Origin of the sequence: Paucilactobacillus vaccinostercus DSM 20634 (genome assembly GCF_001436295.1) — a bacterium.
Taxonomy (GTDB): Bacteria; Bacillota; Bacilli; order Lactobacillales; family Lactobacillaceae; genus Paucilactobacillus; species Paucilactobacillus vaccinostercus.
Map to the genome: position 1 here is coordinate 1 of NZ_AYYY01000014.1, position 21186 is coordinate 21186.

At 39.6% G+C, this 21186-nt stretch carries 17 protein-coding genes; 7 read left to right on the plus strand and 10 right to left on the minus strand.

Annotated elements, in window-relative coordinates; genetic code table 11:
- Window positions 1–90 precede the first annotated feature (90 nt).
- The gene (locus FC26_RS03560) at window positions 91–1695 is read right to left on the minus strand and encodes a xylulokinase (protein ID WP_057777862.1); all 1605 of its coding nucleotides are present in this window, start codon (window positions 1693–1695) and stop codon (window positions 91–93) included.
- A 345-nt stretch (window positions 1696–2040) separates the two neighbouring features.
- On the opposite strand from FC26_RS03560, the gene FC26_RS03565 reads away from it, so the two are divergent.
- From FC26_RS03565 to FC26_RS03590, 6 genes are all read left to right on the plus strand, one after another.
- Window positions 2041–2721, plus strand: coding sequence for a response regulator transcription factor (locus FC26_RS03565; RefSeq protein ID WP_057777865.1), 681 nt, complete (start codon window positions 2041–2043; stop codon window positions 2719–2721).
- Complete coding sequence (locus tag FC26_RS03570; protein ID WP_057777867.1) at window positions 2709–3827, plus strand: sensor histidine kinase; 1119 nt, start codon at window positions 2709–2711, stop codon at window positions 3825–3827. The genes FC26_RS03565 and FC26_RS03570 overlap by 13 nt, the downstream gene beginning before the upstream one ends.
- Before the next feature lie 76 nt (window positions 3828–3903).
- Window positions 3904–4779 (plus strand): ABC transporter ATP-binding protein, encoded by an 876-nt coding sequence (locus tag FC26_RS03575; protein WP_057777869.1) that lies wholly within the window; start codon window positions 3904–3906, stop codon window positions 4777–4779.
- Entirely contained in the window at window positions 4776–5891 is a 1116-nt protein-coding gene (locus FC26_RS03580) for an ABC transporter permease (RefSeq protein WP_157061029.1), read from the plus strand. Before FC26_RS03575 ends, FC26_RS03580 begins: the two co-directional genes overlap by 4 nt.
- Window positions 5860–6501: a hypothetical protein gene (locus FC26_RS03585; RefSeq protein ID WP_057777871.1), complete on the plus strand. Its 642-nt coding sequence runs from the start codon at window positions 5860–5862 to the stop codon at window positions 6499–6501. The genes FC26_RS03580 and FC26_RS03585 overlap by 32 nt, the downstream gene beginning before the upstream one ends.
- A gap of 29 nt (window positions 6502–6530) precedes the next feature.
- Complete coding sequence (locus tag FC26_RS03590) at window positions 6531–6764, plus strand: hypothetical protein (protein WP_057777873.1); 234 nt, start codon at window positions 6531–6533, stop codon at window positions 6762–6764.
- 235 nt (window positions 6765–6999) lie between these two features.
- On the opposite strand, the gene adhE is transcribed toward FC26_RS03590, so the two are convergent.
- The 3 genes from adhE to FC26_RS03605 form a co-directional block, all read right to left on the minus strand.
- Window positions 7000–9609: a bifunctional acetaldehyde-CoA/alcohol dehydrogenase gene (adhE, locus tag FC26_RS03595; protein WP_057777875.1), complete on the minus strand. Its 2610-nt coding sequence runs from the start codon at window positions 9607–9609 to the stop codon at window positions 7000–7002.
- A gap of 285 nt (window positions 9610–9894) precedes the next feature.
- Window positions 9895–10401 (minus strand): DUF1836 domain-containing protein, encoded by a 507-nt coding sequence (locus FC26_RS03600; protein WP_057777877.1) that lies wholly within the window; start codon window positions 10399–10401, stop codon window positions 9895–9897.
- Window positions 10402–10488: 87 nt separating this feature from the next.
- On the minus strand, window positions 10489–11025 hold the full coding sequence (locus FC26_RS03605; protein ID WP_057777879.1) for a type 2 periplasmic-binding domain-containing protein: 537 nt from the start codon (window positions 11023–11025) through the stop codon (window positions 10489–10491).
- Between the two features lie 423 nt (window positions 11026–11448).
- Between FC26_RS03605 and FC26_RS03610 the strand changes: the two genes are divergently transcribed.
- A complete protein-coding gene (locus FC26_RS03610; RefSeq protein ID WP_057777882.1) occupies window positions 11449–12207 on the plus strand; it encodes an NADP-dependent (R)-specific alcohol dehydrogenase in 759 nt (252 codons plus the stop codon).
- Between the two features lie 413 nt (window positions 12208–12620).
- On the opposite strand, the gene FC26_RS03615 is transcribed toward FC26_RS03610, so the two are convergent.
- The 6 genes from FC26_RS03615 to FC26_RS03640 form a co-directional block, all read right to left on the minus strand.
- Entirely contained in the window at window positions 12621–13721 is a 1101-nt protein-coding gene (locus tag FC26_RS03615; protein WP_057777884.1) for an AraC family transcriptional regulator, read from the minus strand.
- A 65-nt stretch (window positions 13722–13786) separates the two neighbouring features.
- Window positions 13787–16417, minus strand: coding sequence for an alpha-L-rhamnosidase (locus tag FC26_RS03620; RefSeq protein WP_235809461.1), 2631 nt, complete (start codon window positions 16415–16417; stop codon window positions 13787–13789).
- 30 nt (window positions 16418–16447) lie between these two features.
- Complete coding sequence (locus tag FC26_RS03625) at window positions 16448–17716, minus strand: MFS transporter (RefSeq protein WP_057777888.1); 1269 nt, start codon at window positions 17714–17716, stop codon at window positions 16448–16450.
- A gap of 31 nt (window positions 17717–17747) precedes the next feature.
- Entirely contained in the window at window positions 17748–19010 is a 1263-nt protein-coding gene (locus tag FC26_RS03630) for an MFS transporter (protein WP_057777890.1), read from the minus strand.
- A gap of 343 nt (window positions 19011–19353) precedes the next feature.
- Window positions 19354–19974 (minus strand): response regulator transcription factor, encoded by a 621-nt coding sequence (locus FC26_RS03635; protein ID WP_057777892.1) that lies wholly within the window; start codon window positions 19972–19974, stop codon window positions 19354–19356.
- Entirely contained in the window at window positions 19971–21182 is a 1212-nt protein-coding gene (locus FC26_RS03640) for a sensor histidine kinase (protein WP_057777894.1), read from the minus strand. The genes FC26_RS03635 and FC26_RS03640 overlap by 4 nt, the downstream gene beginning before the upstream one ends.
- Between the last annotated feature and the right edge of the window lie 4 nt (window positions 21183–21186).

Here is a 21186-nt window from a genome sequence, read left to right on the forward strand (position 1 = left end):
AGCTTTGGCAGCATCATGTTAGCTTCATAAACTTTTTGCTTTAAATCTTCAAGCATTCTCTCAAACTCTTCCTTTCTTAAACCAAATAAACTAGTTCATCTTCATTGATTCTACTGCTTTCCCTTCAACAGGTAAAGCGGCTTTATAATTATCGATAAATTTCTCGTAACCACGAACACTAACTGGTTCTGGTTCGAGTGTCATGCTATCTGGGTCAGTGAAGACGTCTTGGTCAAGGTAGTCAGACAATGATTTACCCTTAGTATCCTTAGCATACAAGGCCAACACAGCCATCCCCCATGGACCACCTTCACCGGCGTTACCCATAACAGTAATTGGTGTGTTCAATGCGTCAGCTAAGACTTGTTGCGCAACAACTGGTGTCTTGAACAAGCCACCTTGAGCAATCAAAACATCTGTCTTGATGTGTTCTTCGCGAAGCAAGATATCCATACCAATCTTCAATGGGGCAAATGCTGAATACAATTGCGTCTTGAAGAAGTTAGCTAATGTGAAGTTAGCATCTGGTTTGCGGACAAACATTGGACGCCCTTCAGCCATCTTGGTGATGTTTTCACCTGAAAGGTAAGCAAAGTTAACCAACCCACCGGCATCTTGATCCCCCTTCAATGAGGTATCAAACAAGGCGCCGTAAAGGTCGTTTCCTTTAACAGGGTGACCAATGGCCTTAGCAAATTCGTTGAAGATGCTTGCCCATGCGTTGATGTCTGATGAACAGTTGTTGGTGTGAACCATGGCAACTGGGGCACCATCTGGCGTTGTCACCATATCAATATCACGGTGCACCTTCTTCAATGGGCTGTCCAAGACAACCATTGAGAATGCAGATGTTCCGGCTGAAATGTTACCAGTCCGCTTACGAACGGCGTTGGTTGAAACCATCCCAGTACCAGCATCCCCTTCAGAAGGTGCCATCAATGCGCCGCCTTGTAATTGGCCACTAGGGTCAAGCAAACGTGCACCTTCGTCAGTCAAAGTCCCGGCATTTTCACCAGCAACCTTAACTTCTGGCAAGATTTCCTTGATGTCCCAAGTGTATTGCTTAACTGCTTGCAAGGCACGGAACTTTTCAAGCATGCCGGCATCGTATGACTTAGCAGCTTCGTCGATTGGGAAGATCCCTGAAGCATCGCCAATTCCGACAACCTTTTCGCCAGATAATTTGTAGTGTACATAACCATCAAGGGTGGTCATGAAGTCGATGTTTTTAACGTGTTCTTCCTTATTAAGGATTGCTTGGTACAAGTGCGCAATGCTCCACCGTTCTGGGATGTTGAAGTTGAATAATTCAGTTAATTCAGCTGCAGCGTCGCCAGTGATGTTGTTCCGCCATGTCCGGAATGGTACCAAGATTTCGTCGTTCTTATCGAAGGCCATGTAGCCATGCATCATGGCACTGATTCCGATTGAACCAATCTTTGTAATTTCAACACCGTACTTGTCTTTGACTTCAGTTGCTAAGTTAGCATAGCTGGTTTGGATTCCTTCCCATACCTTGGTTAATGGGTATGTCCAGATTCCTTTGTCTAATTCGTTTTCCCAAACGTAGTCACCAGAAGCAACTGTTTGGAAATCTGTAGAAACTAACACTGCTTTGATTCGTGTTGAACCGAGTTCGATACCGAGGGCAGTGTTTCCGCTTACAATTTCGTTCTTAATCTGATCAGCATTCATGGGATTAAACCTCCACCTTATATAAGTAAGAAAATATATAATAACACTAAAGTTGTACGCTTACATTGTATGATATTTATCCGTATAAATCAACACATATCTAGATTTATGCCATCAATTCATGGTGAGTGTCCAACTAGTGCTGATAAATATACAAAATAAGCGAATAAAGATGAAATATCCACTCTCTGAAAGTAGCATTATCAATTTTTTAACGGTTTCAATTAAGTTTATTTGCAACTATTTTTTCTTTCATTTCAGCCATAGTTATATCATCGGTCACTTAATTAAATATGATAAAATTAATGTAACAATAATATTTATTAAATAAAGGAGCTGCTACCTATGAGTAACCGGATTTTGATTGTTGATGATGATCCCGATATTTTAAGTATGCTCACACGTTTCTTTACCAATTACACACCTCGATACCTTGTTGATACCGCCATTGATGCTCAAAATGCATTAAGTCAACTCACAAAATCTCCTGATTTAATCTTACTAGATGTCAATCTTCCCGACATTGATGGATTTACTTTGATCAATCAAATTCGCCAACTCTCTACCGTTCCTATCATTTTTCTGACGGCTCGGGTTAGTGACCAAGATAAAATTCATGGTCTAAGCTCCGGTGGTGATGACTATGTTGTTAAGCCTTTCTCGCTCGGAGAACTAAGTGCTCGGGTCAGTGCTCACCTAAGACGCGAAACGACGCCCAAGCATCAAGATCAGATTGCAGTTTTTGGTTGCACCATTATTAACTACACATCAAAAACTGTCTGCGTTGACTCCCATTTACTGAACCTTGCTCAAAAGCAATATCAGTTGATTGAAATTCTAAGTCAAAATCCCAACCAAGTTTTTAGTCGTGAACAACTTTATGAACGTGTTTGGGGATATGATGCACTTGGAAATAGTCATGTCATTGCAGAGCATGTGCGACGCATCCGAGGACAATTTGAGCAATACCATGTTACGCCACCAATTGAAACCGTCTGGGGGGTAGGATATCGATGGACAAGTTAAAAAAGAGGCTAGCTAACTTAACAATTCGCCAATCGTTATTACGTGTCACGCTACTTGGAACATTGATTGCAGGAATCCTCATTCTTCTTTTTCTTATCGCATGGAACGCATTTGCTTCTCTCTGGGCAGACAAGGTCATTTACGCGCACTGGACAGTTCTTGGATTTTCTGCACATACTTTAAGTATCGCTTTTTACTTTGGAATTGATATTCTTGTCAGCATGCTGATTCTCATTTTAGTGATGCGTCAAACGGTTAGTTCATTTTATAAAAATAAGCTTGCTCAACCGATTGAACAGCTAAACTATGGCATCACACAAATCAAGGCTCAAAATCTTGATTTTAAATTGCAAAATCAAAATCAAGATGAACTCGGGGAACTAACACGATCCTTTAGTCTCATGCAAGCAGCGCTCAAAACGTCTTTACAGCAAAATTGGCAACTACTCGAAGATCAAAAAGAAGTCAATGCTGCCTTCGCACATGATCTTCGAACACCGCTCACCGTATTGCAGGGTGACATTGAAATGTTGACACTTAATTCAGAAAATTCAGCCGACACACAGATATTGTTGCAGGATCTACAAAATCAACTAACTCGAGTGAAAGACTTTGTCACACTTATGAATAAAATCACATCATTACAGAATGCAACCGTTGCATATGATGACTGCACCATAGACCATTTAGTTCATCTAATCAAAAACGAGAGCAGCACTATTCTCAGTGTTTTACGTACCAATTTTGCTATCCAAAATCATAGCAAGTATTCTCATTCAATTAAAATTTCTACTGCTGCTGTTCTTGAAGTTCTGGACAACCAATTAAATAACGCCAAACGTTTTGCACAAACAACGGTTAGTATCACCCTAAAAATCACCGATCAAGATATCAAGATACAAGTATTCAACGATGGCCCACACTTATCTCCCACTGAACTAAAAAATGCACGAACTCCCTTCTTTTCAAAAACGAAGTCATCCTCACATCTTGGTGTAGGAATGTATATCTGTAAAGTTATTTGTAATACTCATGGCGGTGAATTTTCCATCAAAAATACGTCAAAGGGCGTCCTAGTAACCTCATCTTTTAACTTTAATCAATAACCGCTCCGTTGGTTGATAGAAAGTTGATAATTATCTGATATCGTCTCCTTGTAATCAAAATAAGGAGGCGTTTTTGATGAACACTATTCAAATCAATCACATCACCAAAACGTATCGACAAATGACATCCCCAGCACTCGATAATCTGACACTTGAAATTGGCACTGGTATGTTCGGTCTGCTTGGAAAAAATGGTGCTGGTAAATCAACACTTATGAAAATTTTAACAACGTTAGAATATCCAACGCGTGGTACTGCCACAATCTACGGAATCCCGTTAACACGACCGCAAGAAATTCGTAATTTAGTTGGTTATCTACCACAAAATTTTACTTTCTATCCAAATATGAGTGTTTCTGATGCTTTAGCATATTTAGCAACTCTGGCAAACGTTCCAGTACGTGAACAACATCATCGTATTGATGACCTACTAGCTCGTGTCAATTTAATTGATAAAACCAATACTAAGGTTAAAAACTTATCTGGTGGCATGCTTCAACGTCTTGGTATTGCACAAGCATTAATCAATAATCCTCGGGTACTGATCGTGGACGAACCGACTGCCGGGCTAGACCCTGAGGAACGCATCCGTTTCCGTAATCTCTTAGCTGACTTTGCCACTGATCGAACAGTCTTACTTTCAACACACATTGTATCCGATATTGAGACCACGACTAACCATATCGGCATTCTTAATCATGGTCAATTACTATTCACTGGCACAACTAACGACTTAATAGTCCAAGCTAATGATCACGTTTATGAAGCAACAACGTCTGTGGCCAAGGCCACCGACTTTAAGCAAACTCATCAAGTAAGTGAACAGGTAACCTATGACGGTCAAACACACTTTCGATTTATTGCCGAAACAGCAACCGACAAGCCCGTACATGCTACTCTTGAAGAAGCCTATATCTACTTACAGCTTCAACATGAGGGGGTATTTTCATGAGACTATTGTGGCTTGAATCGAAACGTTTCTTTTGTAGTTTCGCTTTCTTAATATATGTCGTGTTAACATGTCTCTTTGTCTTTCTCAACGTTAATCCTTTGATAAATCGTAGTCTGTCACATATGCCATCTTCCGAACAATATGACACCATTTATGCAACTGACTTACACTCATTAAAAGATGGTATCCTTGAGCAGTTAAATACGGAATATACTACCAATCACTACACCACTTATCCACTTGGTTTTGCGAAAATAGTTTCACTTACACCTAGTAAACAAGCTCAAATACGTAGCGACATCACTACCATTCAAAAAACATCTAACCATCAAGCGTTAAATAAATCTCTATTACATGTCGACCGACTTTTGGGTGGTCACTCCAGTTACAGCCTAAACAACGTTGCTACACTAGCTCACCGAAAGATGACCCCTCAAGAAGCCCACCAAGATTACCAACTAATCTTAAAACATGATCGTATTTCTGGTGATTTTGCTCGTATTTTTGCTGACATCGCCGGCTTAATTATGGGAATCTTGCCGACTGTTCTTGTGATTGCATTTTGCGATACTGATCACCGTAATCGGACACTAGCATCAATTCATGCAAAATACACATCTCAAAGTAGGCGACTCGTTACACAGTATTGTGCTAGCCTAATTGTTCTACTCTTACCCATTTTAATAATGGGTATCTATTTCCTGTTTCGCGTTTTCGTATTATATCCTCATAATGCACTTGACCTGCTGGCCTTTTTAAAAGTAACTATCATTTGGATATTGCCAACATTGATGATTAGTAGTGCTGTTGGTTTTCTAACTTATCAACTTTTCCATAATTTTTTCGGTCTCGCTCTTCAATTCATTTGGTGGCTTATAACTATAATGGTCGGAGCACATCGTGTTGATGGTAATTATGGTTGGTTGCTAATACCACGCCACAACTCGCTACACAATGTAGCCTACTTCTACGACCATCTCGACACCCTACTTTTGAATCGTGCCATCTATTCTGGAATTGCATTACTTTTAATTGGATTAACAATTATAATCATCCATTTTAAGAAAGAAGGTATTTCGTTTGCTGTATCACGTCATCATCAAAGATCTTAAGGCAACTGTCTTGCCAATGACCATTCTTACCATTCTTCTTGCATGTTTGACACCAATTCTATTCAGTCTCAAGCCACTCACCATTTCACAAGCTTCGCTACCAGGCGAACTATTTATTCCCCTAATTGCTATTATTTGCATTCCAACTATTTTTTTACCGGATCAAGCCGCATCAATTCAGTCTATTATCAATAGTAAACATTATCGACTTTCTCTGCTCCATTCAATTCGGGTGGTTTGGTTCGTATCAATATTAAGTATTTTGGATCTAATAATCATCGTTCTCTACGAATCACATCAAGCATCATTCCAGGTATGGCCTTTATTGGGTGATTTCCTTGCTAAAATTTTTTTATTAACAGGTTTAATCCTGCTCTGTTACCATCTTTCTAAAAGCATTGTGATCACCTATATTCTACCAATCACATATTTTGCATTTTGTTTAGGATATTCGGGCATGGGGCCGCTAAACCTGCTTTCTCTTATCCATGGCAGACCACTATCTGATAGTTGGATTCAACTTATCATCGCTATTTTACTGTTGTTTGCTGATTTACTTCTGGTTTTTTCTCAAACTCGTTTCATTCATCACCAAGCTCCGCTAGAATAAAACCATCATACTATTGGGGAGTTAACATCATGAAAAAAATTAACAGTGAAAGTCTCAGAATTTTGGGAATTGTTATCAGTGTTCTTGGCATTGGCTTAATTGCTCGCCCACTCATTACCGCCCTCTTTGGTCATGGACTGACCTTTTCATTCTTTGGCTTATTCACAGGTATTCCAGCCATCGTCATATCCGTAATTGTTCTGATGACTGGTTTGGCGGTATTGGAAGTTACCGAACCATTGGATGAGGAGAAAAAGCATTAGGTTAGCGAACAACTGACCACCCGTAAAAAAATAGTACTATCTAACTTCATCTGCGAAGCCGATAATACTATTTCTTATTTTTAAATTAATTGATATTCTTTTCGACAACCTAGTCAAAACATACTCCACTAAGCAGACACCTAACAGTAAGACAAAAAATTGTTAACCATCAAATTTCGGTGATTAACAATTTTTTTGTCTTACTGTACGGTATCCAAACGCTTGGCTCCGTACTCTATTTTTCGACGCCCTTCCCATCAAAATCATCAATCATGATTTGCTTCAAATCAGCGATTAATGGTTCCTTTGGGTTAGCAGTTGTACATTGGTCTTCGTATGCCAATTCGGCCATGCCGTTGTCAATTGCTTTGTCGAAGTCAGCCTTCTTCACACCGTTAGCCTTCAAGCTAAGCTTAATTCCAACTGCATGAGCCAACTTGATGAATTTCTGAATCAATCCTTCGATCAATTCTTCGTCCGTGCTCCCGTTAACACCAACGTAGCGTGCCAAGTCAGCGTAGTCCTTGTTAGCACGGAAGTATTCGTACTTAGGCCATGCTTGGAACTTCTGTGGTTCGCTGGCATTGTAACGGATGATGTGTGGGTACGTGATCGCAATACATAGGCCATGAGCCAATCCAAATTCGCCACCAAGTTTGTGGGCAACGGAGTGGTTAATTCCTAAGAATGCATTCCCAAATGCCATTCCGGCAAGGGTTGACGCATTGTGCATTTCTTCACGGGCATGGGCATCCCCATTGTATGAAGCCTCCAAGTTGTCAAAGACCAACTTAGCAGCTTGCATTGATAATGGACGGGTGTAGTCAGATGCCAAGGCCGAAACAAATGATTCAGTTGCATGGGCCAAAACGTCCAAGCCAGATTCAGCAATCGTCTTCTTTGGTACCGTTTGGATAAATTGTGAATCCACGATGGCAACGTCCGGTGTCAATGCGTAGTCAGCTAATGGGTACTTAACATGGGTGTCGCTATCAGTAATCACAGCGAATGGTGTCACTTCTGAACCAGTCCCTGATGTTGTTGGGATTGCAACAAACTTAGCCTTGTTAGCACATTCGAGCTTGTAAGTCCGTTTCCGAATATCCAAGAACTTCTGCTTAGCACCGAAGAAGCTTGATTCTGGGTGCTCGTAGAATAACCACATTGCCTTGGCAGCATCCAATGGTGACCCACCACCGAGGGCGATGATTGTGTCTGGTTGGAATTCACGGATTTGGTTCAATCCACGTGTTACTGTGTTAGTCGATGGATCTGGTTCGATATCTGAGAAGATTTCGTATTGAATCTTGTCACCGTTAGGACGACGCTTTAGTTCGTTCACAACGATGTCAGCATAACCATACTTCACCATGCTTGGTCCAGTAATCAGCATAACCTTGTTGATGTCTTCCATGTCCTCAAGGTAACGAACAGATGTCTTTTCAAAGTAAACTTTTGGTAATTTAACCCATTGCATATTATTTCTCCGCTTTGCGATTGTCTTAACGTTGATCAGATCAAATGATGAGACGTTGTGAGAAATTGAATTTTTACCCCATGATCCAGTCCCCAGTGTTAATGAAGGAATCATTTCGTTGTACATGTTACCAATCCCACCAAGTGCTGATGGTGTGTTAACGATTACCCGGCTAGCCTTCATCTGGATACCGAACTTCATGATCACGTCATCGTCTTCTGATTGGATTGCTGCGGTATGACCCAAGCCACCAAAGTGAAGCAAGGCATCGCAGAGTTCAAATGCATTGTCTTGACCCTTAGCATGGTAGATTGACAATACTGGGCAAAGCTTTTCAGCTGAAAGTAATTCTTGAGGACCAACTTCGGAGATTTCAGTCACTAAGATCTTAGTTTCCTTTGGAACGGTAATGCCGGCCATTTTAGCAATGTCATATGCTGACATGCCTGGAATAGGCCCCTTCACACCGCCACGCTTAGGATCAAACATGGCATCACGTAATGCTTTTTGATCTTTCTTAGCAACGAAGAAGGCGTTATGTGCTTTAAATTCGGCTGTAACGGCATCAAAGATTTCATCATCGATAACGGCACTGTTTTCTGATGCACAGATCATCCCATTATCAAACGTCTTTGAAAGTAAGATATCGTTAACGGCACGCTTGATGTTTGCCGTCTTTTCAATGTAAACCGGGCCGTTACCAGGTCCAACACCCAAGGCTGGTTTTCCAGTTGAGTAAGCAGCCTTCACCATACCAGGACCACCAGTAGCAAGAACACTGGCAACACCATCGTTGTTGATCAAACCAGTCGTTGCTTCAAGACTTGGTGTCTCGATCCATTGAATGATGTTTTCAGGCGCACCAGCTTCAACGGCGGCTTTTAAAACGATCTTTGCGGCAGCAACACTACATTTTTGAGCTTGGGGATGGAAAGCAAAGATAATTGGGTTCCGTGTCTTAACAGCTAACAATGATTTGAAAATCGTTGTTGATGTTGGGTTGGTAACAGGTGTAATCCCGGCGATAACCCCTAAAGGTTCAGCAACGGTGACAAGTTGGCGTTCCTTGTCATCTTTGATAATTCCAACAGTTTTGTCATTTTTAATTGAGTGCCAGATATATTCTGAGGCGTAAATATTTTTAACAGCTTTATCTTCGACAACACCACGGCCAGTTTCTTCAACGGCTAACTTAGCCAATTCCATATGGTGGTCGAGTGCTTCCATTGCCATTTGGTGGACAATGTGATCGATTTTTTCTTGGTCAAAACCATCTAAGGCATCTAAGGCCACGTGCCCGGCGCTGACGAGCTTATTGATCATGTCTTCAACGTTGTTTTCTTGTTTTGTTTCTGCTTTAACAACCATTCTCTATTCCCTCCATGTCCAATAACTATCTTGTGAACTATTTAACATCTACGAGTATAAACCCTTTTTCATTTTTGTAAAGTGATTTGTGCAACTTTTTTCAAAGTAGATCATATCAACGGTTCACCCGTGTAAAATCACCGTTTTTTCTTCACAATCTAGATATTAAGCCCCATAAAGGATTCTAAAAAGCCTTGTGAAATTAATAACTAATTGTAATCGCTTACATTTTTATTCAAAAAAAATAAGAGACATTCGACTTTTTTTCGTCCGAATGTCTCTTTGCTATGCTTTTTCGCGTTCCATTAATTTTAATAGTTTCTTCGCCTTCAGCCCAGTAATGATACTTTCAACTGCGACTTCCAGAAGTTTTTCATTCAATTGGTCTGCGCCGACCATTTCGGGACGCTGCTGCTCACGAATCCCCGCCTCAAGCATTTCAATAAAATGATCGTACGCCTGCTTAGGGTAGTTACGCTTAGTGACTTGGTTAATTCCCGAATGAATCACATCCAACGAATAGTTTTGCTTCAATAAACTAATCACTAGAATATCAGCAATCTGCATCGACTGATATTTTTTCTTCACCGGCGCCAAAACAACCTTGTGCTTGACGTAGTTATTAATCATCGAGGCCGTTACCGGCTCAAATTCTAACTTTCCGAGCGTGGTGTTAATAAACGCCACAACCTGATCCATATACAAATCAAACTTTGGCAACTGGTCCCAGCGTGGTAATTCGGTTGTTAGCAGTGATTCTTCCCACTGCTGATAGTCATCCATTGCACCCATTTTATTCACCTCATTCAGTAGCTATATCTTAACCCAAATCAGCTAGTCTTTTCAACTAATACACCCAGTTAAAATAATGAGATCATCCTACTTAATGATGTGATATAAACACCACACCATATCTGGGTGATACTTTTGAATCATCTGATAAGGGTGCCCGGGTTCCAAGGAATCTTCACTGACAATCGTGAATCGGTACCCGCCCGCGACAAACTTGTCGTATGCTTTTGCCTTACTCCCAGCGTAGTGGATTGATAAACTCAATTGTTGCTTCTTCAAGTAAGCATTTAATAGGTTCGTGGTGGCCGGATGAATGACAGCCTTGTTTTGCTGAAAATCAAAGTTGGCAATCAGACACAGCGTCTTCAACGGATGATGATAGACCGTCTCCAGTTTTAGCCGATCCCAATACTCATAGCTCAATTCCCGCCAACCAAAATCGCTCTGTTTGCTTTGATATGCGGCTGGTAAGAGGAGATAATCACCCGCATACTGTGCTAAATCCTCAATAATATCATCAAAACTATCATGTAAAACGATCTCGTTTTCTTCGGTTCCCGGAATATGCTGTGACGCCTCGTAACTATCCGTTGCTTTGGGCCCTAATGTATGAATTTTACGCATGCTGCATTCCTCATTTCTCGTATTAAAATTGCCATCAAAAAATCCGCCAGATTTAAGCGTGTCGCCTGCTTAAATCTAACGGAGTTAAATAACGATTTTAATACTCCAGTAGATTTCCATACCTACCGGAATTGCTCCTTAGATATGGACGCAAGCTAAACGGGCGTCCACATCTATGACATGGACGCTATCTAAAGAAGCTAAAATTAAATTGGGTTTTTACTAGTTTCATTGATAATCCCTCGCACAATTTAATTACTGTTTATTAAACCAGTCTTTACAGCGATTGTCAAATAACCGCCTGTTTTATTCCAATGAAAAAAATTTCATCAAATAATCATCTTTTTTGACCGTCTTTTGCTTTGAAAGCGTTTTTATTTGTGTTATGATTCACACATACTCAAATTCTAGGAGGTTGATTACATGAGTCATCGTTTAGACGGAAAAGTTGCAATTGTTACTGGTGGTACTTTAGGAATTGGATTTGCCATCGCCGACAAGTTTGTTGAAGAAGGTGCCAAAGTTGTCATTACCGGGCGCCACGCTGATGTTGGTGAAGCAGCCGCTAAAAAAATTGGTGGTCCAGATGTGATTCGCTTCATCCAGCATGATGCTGCCGATGAAGATGGTTGGACAACGCTCTTTGATGAGACGGAAAAAGCATTCGGTCCTGTTAGCACCCTTGTTAACAACGCGGGCGTCGGGCTGACCGGTTCAATTGAAGAAACTTCAACTGAAACATGGCGTAAAATCATGTCCATCAACCTCGACGGGGTCTTCTTTGGTACCCGCTTAGCCATCCAAAGAATGAAGAACAAGAACCTTGGGGCTTCCATCATCAACATGTCTTCTATTGAAGGCTTCATCGGCGATCCGAACCTTGGTGCCTATAACGCTACCAAGGGGGCCGTCCGAATCATGTCAAAATCGGCCGCTGTCGATTGCGCCTTGAAAGACTACGGCGTACGGGTTAACACTGTTCATCCAGGCTACATCAAGACGCCATTGGTTGATAACATCCCCGGTGCCGAAGAAGCCATGTCCGATCGCAGCAAGACGCCAATGGGCCATATCGGGGAACCAAACGATATCGCCTACATCTGCATCTACCTCGCATCCGACGAATCGAAATTCGCGACCGGTTCTGAATTCGTGGTCGATGGTGGCTACACCGCTCAATAATTAAATCACTGTTTAAACGGCATTCTCGTGCGGGGATGCCGTTTTTTTGTGGTGCCGAACAAAAAAGCCCCGCGGATGCGGGACCTTTGTATTCTAAAAAAGATAATCATCATTTTATAGTATTGAATTACACGAAAATACGATCCATTCAGTACTGTCTTCACAAGAAATACTTCAAGCTTGTGATGTTGATTGATAAATTACTTGTTTATTTTTTGTTTCACTACATCTCAATATCCATATCGTAAACAGCCACTATTTACCAAATAAAAATGAAGCAGAGATTTGTGTAACTTAAAAATAGTATATCCGTGATTACTTCCCACCAACACAGTAACCACACCACAAAAATGAACTCAATAAAATTCATTCACCCACTGATAATACTGACTTATCGCATCAAAACAGCCATGCTAATTAGAACTATTTCGATATTCGGCTGGTGTCATTTGATATATCTTTTTGAAATTTCGATAAAAATTACTTATATCGGAATAACCAACACGATCAATAATTTCTTCAACACTCAATCGTGATGTTCTTAAAAGGTTCGCAGCTTCTCTCATCTTTAAATCCCTTAGTAAGGCTGAAAATGAATACCCTGTCTCTCGCTTAACATATCGACTTAAATATCCCTCACTTAACTTAAAATAATCGGCAGTCGATTGTAGTGTTACCGTTGATCGATTAGTCCTAATATATTGAATTATATTAGACACAGAATCAACACTCTTTTCTCCGATTAAAGTCTTCGCTCGATCCATGTATGTTCGAATTAATCTTCCAAATAGTAGTAAGACATAACTATTCATGATGATTCTTGATCCATGAATTGACTCCTGCGATTCTCCATATAGTTTTAGTATAATATCAAGGATGTTGTTATCTTCACTACAGTTGAACAAAACAACTTGTGAAAATCTTCTTCGATACAACATTTGTAAAAAAAATTCAGAAATATCATTCTGTTCCATCAGTAACGGAGCAAAGGAATCCTGAAACGTCGACCGTCTCATAATTACATTTACAACAATATCATTATCCCCATTCGCAAAAAAAGCCTGCTTCGTATCTGGTGGTACAATCACTAAATCTCCTTGCTTTAAGTAATATGTCTTATTATTTATAAAAAATTGACAATTTCCCTCAAGAACATAGGATATTTTTACAAACTGTAAGGTGTGCATCATGATTGGTAAATAACGTAAGTGCTTAAAAACTACAATTTCTGCGTTCATATGGGGCGGATATATTAATTGCTCATCCAAATTGGTCGGCTCTGGAATTAAACCTTTTTCTGACGAAAAAAATTCATTTTCAAAAAAGCGATCTCTAATATCCGATGGTGGTTCTTTCACTAGAGCCATGCCAGCTGGCATAGTGTTCTCATATTGTTTGACAAATTCTTTCCAACTACTGACTGGTTTAAAATTATCATACGGATTTGCCAAATAAAGTTTACGCCATTCCAGCTCTGCCACTTCAAACAACAGTAATTTTTGCTTCAAATCCACCCCATTTCACCTCCAATTATTGTAGTGACATCCAATATATTATTTCATTGATAGCTATTTTTAATTTAATTAGTAAGAGGCACTACCTTTTCGAATTCACCAGCTCTCAATTTTTGAATTGACTGTCCTTCAAGATCCAATTCAGCAATAGTTCCAAATGGTATCTGGCCTTTCACTACCAGCTCATTATTAGTTACTTGCCATTGCACAACAATCTTACCATATGGTGATTCGTACTCCGCTTGAGCATGTGTTAATTCTCCACCTGGACGAGGTGCAATCCTAAAACGGTGCCATCCAGGCGTCAAGGGTTTCAGTCCCCCAATAGTATTGTGCATCCACTCCGCTACCGATCCTAGCGCGTAATGGTTGAATGAAGTCATCACTCCGGGATTAACCGACTTATCTGGTAACATTGAATCCCAGCGTTCCCAGGTAGTCGTTCCTCCCATTTTTACCTGATACATCCAACTCGGACATTTATCTGACAAAAATAAGCTATATGCCTCTTCAACATGTCCAGTAGCCGTCAAGGCCGGCAACACATATGGCGTACCAGCAAATCCCGTACTAATTTTTCCATTTGATGATCGTACCAATGAAGCCAGTCTATCTCCGGCAGCTTCTTTTAAATCTAGTCGGTCATCTAAAAGATCAAAAGCAATCGCTAAAGAATATGCACATTGTGTATCAGATGTCATTAACCCGTTGTTTTTGAAAAACCTATTTAAAAATCCATGTCGTACATGTTCGTACAACTGATTGATTTTATCAGTATCAAACCCTAACTCATAACTCATACGGCTAAATAATTCTAAACTTTTTGCATAAAACGCCGTTGCAACCAACTCTTTGGCCGTCATTGCTTTTACTGGGTTATCAGCAGGTGCCGTTGGATCCAACCAATCTGCCAACTGTCCTAGGGAATAATCGGGTTTTCGATCCCAAACACCGTCTTCAGAAAGATATTTTTCAACCTCTTCAATCCAGTCACGAGCTGCATAGTATTGTTGAGATAAAAGCTTCTTATCCCCAGTTTCCATATAAATTGACCACGGAACTCTGACTGCAGCATCTCCCCAAATTGCAATTGCCTTTGGTTCTGTCCACTCTGCCAACGGAATAAACGGAACATAAAAGGGAACCGTGCCCAGACGTTTTTGTTCATATCTTAAATCAACAAGCCAGTTGCTTAAGAATCCTGAAACATCGTACAGGTATGCCGCTGTATTACTAAACAGAGATATATCTCCCGTCCACCCTAGTCGTTCATCACGCTGTGGACAATCAGTTGGTAATGATACAAAATTGGATCTTAATGACCATAGCGCATTATCGTGCAACCGATTAACTAACTGATTCGATGTTGTTAGCTTACCAGTTCTTTGCATATTTGAAAAATAAACATGGCTCACGATATCCTCTTTTGTAAGGTCACCACGCCATCCATGAATTTCCGCATACCGAAACCCATGCATCGCAAATTTAACTTCAAAATATGTTTCCTTACCGTTCGAAATATACTGGTCAATTTGTTGTCCTCGCCGTAATGGTCGAGTTGAAAGTCTACCGTCGGACTCTAGTACCTCAGCATGTTGAAATTTAATTGTATCCCCTGCTAAGGAATGTTTAATATGCACCTGAAGTCTTTGGGAACAATTTTGTCCCAAATCAATTTGCCAATCCGTTAATCCATTGTGATCTCCAATTTTCTTTATAGAGACTGGTCTTAAAACCTGCGCCACTCGTACAGCAGGGGATGATGGATACTCAAGCTTTCGAGTATCAAAATTCACCTCAGATACTGCTTGCCAATTTGAATCGTCAAATTCAGATTGTTGCCATCCGGGTTCCTCAAGTCGAGCATCATAGTTCTCTCCCTCACACAAATCAGAACTCACAATAGGGCCCTTGGTGGCTTTCCAGCATCCATCGTCTGCATTAGATAGAATTTCGTCCGTTGTGCCATCTGCATATACTATTTTTAACTGTGCGTACAGCCCTAATTTGTTACCATAAATATTAACCTTGCCACCCTTAAAACCAAAACGGCCACGATACCATCCGTCGCCCAAGAAAAATCCCAAGGTATTTTTACCTTCATGTAGTTCATCGGTTAAATTAAACGGCCAAACTTCCAGACGTTCGTTGTAGCACGTCCAACCGGGCGTTAAAACGTCTTTCCCAATTTTTCTGCCATTCACAACGCCTTCTACTAACCCTAATGCTGATAAATAAAGTTTTGCATAAACTGGTTTTGCCTTTAGCTTAAATTCCGTTCTAATTAGCGGTGCATGTCGGTGATCCGTTTTTCCTTCAAACCAAGAAGGTCCAATAAATTTACCTAATAGGTCCCAATATTCTAAAATTCCCACTTCAAAATGTAATGTTTTTGACCATTCACCAAAAATTCCATTATCAATTAATCGAATTCTAATTGTGACTTGTTCTTCAGACTCAAGTGGTTGCAGTGGCCAAGTAAATAGCACATTATTTATTGTCTGAGTTCGAATCATTTCTTTGTGTTCAATTTTACCAGGTAAACTTCTCGTAATTTCTAATTCTACTTCTGCACTATCAGTAACTTTATCTTTGTATTTCCAGGAAATACGAGGAGTCCGTGTACTAATTGCTAAAACATCCCCATGGTAATGTTCAACTTCTAGACTGTAAGGCACTGACAATTCTTCTGTCACAATAAATGGTGCTCCTCTCTCATTATTATTTTAATCTTCAGCACGTCCATACTTTTTCTGCAAATTCACCATAATTAAACCTGCAATAAAGCTAATCGCAACGACTCCCGCGAAGCACCACATTGTTAATTTAATTGTATTAGGCATAACTAGGGCAGGTGTTATGAAAGCAAATAATGCACAACAAACACGTGAAGTACCATTAATAATGCCTTGAATTGACGAACGAACTTCAATCGGAAATGATTCTTGGGTCCAGACCTTATACAGGGCCTCACCTGCCATTGGACTACCCAAATTATAAAATCCAATTGCTAAAATGATTGCAACTAAATTACCGCCACCCAGCGTCAATCCGATCATAGCTAAGAACATGATAATCGATCCAATCACGAAGCCTGTATTTCTATGTTTTCCACCTGCAATTGACGAAAAGATCATTGAAACAACAAATGCAATGATATTCAACACAATACCTGCACCAGTCGCCAAACTTTGTGATGCATCAGCTTTAACCATCATGAATGTCTGAAATTGTCCCCATGTATTAGCTAACAAATTCCATCCAATATAAAATATTAAAATTGCAAAAAAGAAGCTTAAAAACTTACCCTTACTTTTTCCAAATAAAACTGAGGTAACAGATACTTTCACCGTACTTTCATTATTATCCTTTTCACTGGCTATTCTCTCCGCTGCCTCTTCATGCAGCCCTCTAAAGCGACCAGAAAATGAACGCCATAACCATGTGATAATTGCAAATACCGTCAAAATAGCAAATACTATTCTGGCACCAGTCGCTCCTGCCATTTTAGATACTAAGAATGAACAAATGTATGAAATAAAAATTCCAGCTTGCCAATAAATTTGAGTAGATGATACCAGTTTTGCTGTCATATCACTATCTGGTGTATCACGTGAAATTACAGTTAAAGAAATTGGTAAATCCGTTCCAGATGCGACACCGGCAATGATAATACCAACTAACAAAACCGTATAATTAGGGGCAAACATTGCAATACCTGCACCAATTGCGTACATCAAATTAATACTGTTAAAAACTTTAGTTAACCCAATTGATTCAGCAAGTCGAGCTCCAAATAATGATCCAAACGCAATCGCAAAGGTTAGTGCTCCCGAAAGTATACCAACTTGTCCATTTGTTAAGTGCAACCCCGTCTGCCAAACTGAAATCGTAGCAGCAAGCCCAACAATAATTCCAGAACCTAACATAGATCCAATACCGGCTGCATTCGCAAGCGGTTTATAATAACTTAAATCTTTTGCCATAGTTTCCATACTCCTTATCTATTAAATCTGATTAATTTTCTTATTTTGTATTGTATACAGGATCATCAATTTTATATTTTTTTATGATATGAATAACGCTTTCTCCACATAGCCAACAAACTACAAGAGATACAACTAATATCCAAATTAACATACTTGGTGATTTAGACATGATAACTGGTGTTACAAAGGCAAATACAGCTGTAACTGCTCGCACAATCGCATACGTAATTCCAGTAACACTCGCACGAACATTAACTGGATATAACTGTTGACTCCAAATCTTGTAAATTGATTCACCATGCAACATATTGGCCATACAGTATACAAAATACGCAATAGTAAAAATTAGCCATACTCCGCCTGATATTGCAGAAATAATAAATGACAGCGTACACAGTACTAACCCAACACGCATCATTACATAACGATATTTAGTATCAGCAAACTTCATGTTAATTCCATATAAAACAATTGCGCCAAGAATATTTGCAAAAAATCCTGTTAATGTCGCAAATTGCTGACTTCGACCATCGATAGTTACTAAGAAATAATTTAAGAAAGACCCCCACGTATTCGCAGGAATATTCCAAAAGAGGTAGAAACCAATCAGGCCCAACATTGGTACTGAATATCGAGGCATTGATAAAATCTTACGTAGTGGTACTTTCGTAATTTCTTCTTCGGTTACAACGCTCGTTGAAACTTCAATAGCCATTTCTTTTTCCATCATATGAAATTTTGGCGAAAATACTCTCACTGCCCAGGTAATTAACGCAACACTTCCCAGCCAAATAAAAAGCAATTGAGTACCTAAATACCCTAACCCAGCCGTCATAAACCCTAGCCCTTGAGATAGTACGATTCCAGCAATCCAAAAAATTTCAGTAGAAGCGATCACTTTGCCATATCTTTTCGGATCTGTTCGTTCAGAGATAACTGCCAAGGAAGTGGGTAAATCAGCGCCGGATGCCATACCGGCAATGATTATTCCAATCAATAAGACATTTAAATTAGGTGCTAATGCAACTATAATTGTTCCCAAAAATGTAAAAAATATATCAATGTTAAAAACCCATATACGACCAAAACGGTCAGATAAATAGCCACCTAACAATGATCCTAATGCCACAGAAATGGTAACTAGTGTGCTAATTGCTCCAACCCACCAAGTATTAAATCCAAACCGAACCTGCCACGTCGCCAGTACAATTCCTGTGCATACCAACAGACTGGCATCTAAATATGATGCAATACTCGCATTAGCGGACAATAGCCATTCAGACTTTACCTTCTTATCCACTTCGTCTTGCCTCCTTTCTTAATATGCTGTTAATTCTGTATTTGCAAACGCTTGCAAATAAATATTAACGAAAAAGCCCCATTTCAACAATGTTGCGATTTACTGGCTTTATATGACCTACAGAAAAGTAATAAGCTGTAGATTATGCTACTTATTTACTACTCTTTTTTATCTAGTGATGTCCCAATATTAGTTAAAGAAGCCTATCGACAATCTCGCATTGAAATACCGTTTTTAGTGTTGCCAAACAAAAAAGGCCCCGCGGATACGGGACCTCAATGTACAGACTTAACGGGATTAAAAATCATCTGAATTAAATTTTTAAACTTATAAAATTTAATATTTATAGCGTTATAATTCCTTGTCGTAATCCTTCCGCTACGGCTTCTGCACGAGTGTACACGTCTAATTTTCCGTAAATATCCGTTAAATGTGATTTAATGGTCCGAACACTCAAATGCATTTTGTCCGCAATATCTACATTGCGATCACCATCTGCAACCATCATTAAAATTTCATGTTCTTGATCGGTTAACTTGGCTGTTTCCATGGTCGGGGCAAATGCTTTGTCCATTAAAGCCGGGTCAATATAAACTCTTCCCTCAAACGCTGTTCTAATTGTCTTAACAATGGTTTCTTTTTCTGCATCTTTTAACAAAAAGCCTTTGGCACCCATCTGCATTGCTTCTTGAATTGGTTTTTGATCATCAAACGTAGTCAATACTACCACTGGTAAGTTAGGATTTCTTTTCCGAATTTCTTTAAGCATTGTAATGCCATCCATACCGGGCATTCGAATATCAGTCAATACAACATCCGGATTCAAAGCCTTAACCTGATCTAGTCCTTCCTGACCATCCGCGGCCGTTCCCACAACTTCCATATCTTGAGTTGTCTGCATAATTAGTGAAAGACCGTTGCGTAAGATTTGATGGTCGTCCACAATCAGAATTTTTATTTTCATAGTTCATCCTTCTTTTCTGTAGGCATGATTAAAGTAACTGTCGTTCCTTCACCCGGCGTATTGACCACAGTTAGTGCACCATCCAATTTTGCCGCACGTTCATGCATTCCTTGCATACCGTAATGGCCTTTTTTCGACTTAACATTTATACCGCCGCCATAATCAATAACTCGTAATTTGAACATATCATCTACCGTATTGCCAGTAACAATCACTTGCCGAGTATCAGTATGCTTAACAACATTCATCATCGCTTCGGAAACAATTCGACTAATTTCAGTTAACTGTGCATCTGAAAATTCGGGAACTTCTTTAAGTTTGAGATTCGCTTGTAGGCGATAATTCTTACGAAATGCATCTGTTAATAATTCCAGCCGAGCATTAAGACTTTTTTCGGTGGTTGCGCGTAAGTCAGTTAATGTAAGTCGTGAGTCACGTAATGTTTCACGTGCGATATTTGTCGTGTCTTTGATGATTTCAAGCGCTCTTTGTTGATCACCATTTTCTAAAAAACTTTGAGTGGCTTCTAATTGCATTACCGTACCGGCTAATCCTTGTGTTAGAGTATCATGTAATTCTCTCGCCACACGCTGTCGTTCAGTTCTTAAAGTTGATTCTTCAACCTGCGAGTAAGCTAATTGAAGTTCGTCTACTAAATCTTCGGCTTTTTGTCGTTCAGCTAATTGCTTATTATAATAACGCCAATAAAATCCAACGATAAACGATATAAAAACAACTGACTGCAATACAATTACCGCTTGTAAAATGCCATTGTAAAACCCATATGCAATCCAGAGTAGAATTGAAACTATGCTTAATAGGATCATTGGTATTTTAGGTTCAGCATACAGATTGATGATCTCAATTCCAATTACTGGAATTGTGCCAATGATTAAAATAGGCATTTCACTGGTCAGCAATCCGGTTGCCAGAATAACAACTAACATTTGGACAATAAATAAATACAATGGATTTCTTCTAATAAATGCCGTTCCGAACCACAACACTACCATTTCCAATACCAATGCAATAATAATTACAATCATTTGAAGCGATTTCGAAATTAACGTACTATCTTCTAACATACCCGTATTTTTTAGTAGGTTTGCTGATGAACTAAGAACATAAAACGACACAAATCCAAATAACAACTCAAAAAGCATGAGTGGAATCCGTATTGAATTAAATTTTTCTTTCATTTTTTCCATAATA

Bases quoted from the DNA above. Each gene is read 5' to 3' on its own strand.
- FC26_RS03605 (WP_057777879.1), bottom strand. From the start codon at position 11,025: ATGCGTAAAATTCATACATTAGGGCCCAAAGCAACGGATAGTTACGAG.
- FC26_RS03600 (WP_057777877.1), bottom strand. From the start codon at position 10,401: ATGGGTGCAATGGATGACTATCAGCAGTGGGAAGAATCACTGCTAACA.
- FC26_RS03560 (WP_057777862.1), bottom strand. From the start codon at position 1,695: ATGAATGCTGATCAGATTAAGAACGAAATTGTAAGCGGAAACACTGCC.
- adhE (WP_057777875.1), bottom strand. From the start codon at position 9,609: ATGGTTGTTAAAGCAGAAACAAAACAAGAAAACAACGTTGAAGACATG.
- FC26_RS03565 (WP_057777865.1), top strand. From the start codon at position 2,041: ATGAGTAACCGGATTTTGATTGTTGATGATGATCCCGATATTTTAAGT.
- FC26_RS03610 (WP_057777882.1), top strand. From the start codon at position 11,449: ATGAGTCATCGTTTAGACGGAAAAGTTGCAATTGTTACTGGTGGTACT.
- FC26_RS03575 (WP_057777869.1), top strand. From the start codon at position 3,904: ATGAACACTATTCAAATCAATCACATCACCAAAACGTATCGACAAATG.
- FC26_RS03570 (WP_057777867.1), top strand. From the start codon at position 2,709: ATGGACAAGTTAAAAAAGAGGCTAGCTAACTTAACAATTCGCCAATCG.
- FC26_RS03580 (WP_157061029.1), top strand. From the start codon at position 4,776: ATGAGACTATTGTGGCTTGAATCGAAACGTTTCTTTTGTAGTTTCGCT.
- FC26_RS03640 (WP_057777894.1), bottom strand. From the start codon at position 21,182: ATGGAAAAAATGAAAGAAAAATTTAATTCAATACGGATTCCACTCATG.
- FC26_RS03625 (WP_057777888.1), bottom strand. From the start codon at position 17,716: ATGGAAACTATGGCAAAAGATTTAAGTTATTATAAACCGCTTGCGAAT.
- FC26_RS03590 (WP_057777873.1), top strand. From the start codon at position 6,531: ATGAAAAAAATTAACAGTGAAAGTCTCAGAATTTTGGGAATTGTTATC.
- FC26_RS03635 (WP_057777892.1), bottom strand. From the start codon at position 19,974: ATGAAAATAAAAATTCTGATTGTGGACGACCATCAAATCTTACGCAAC.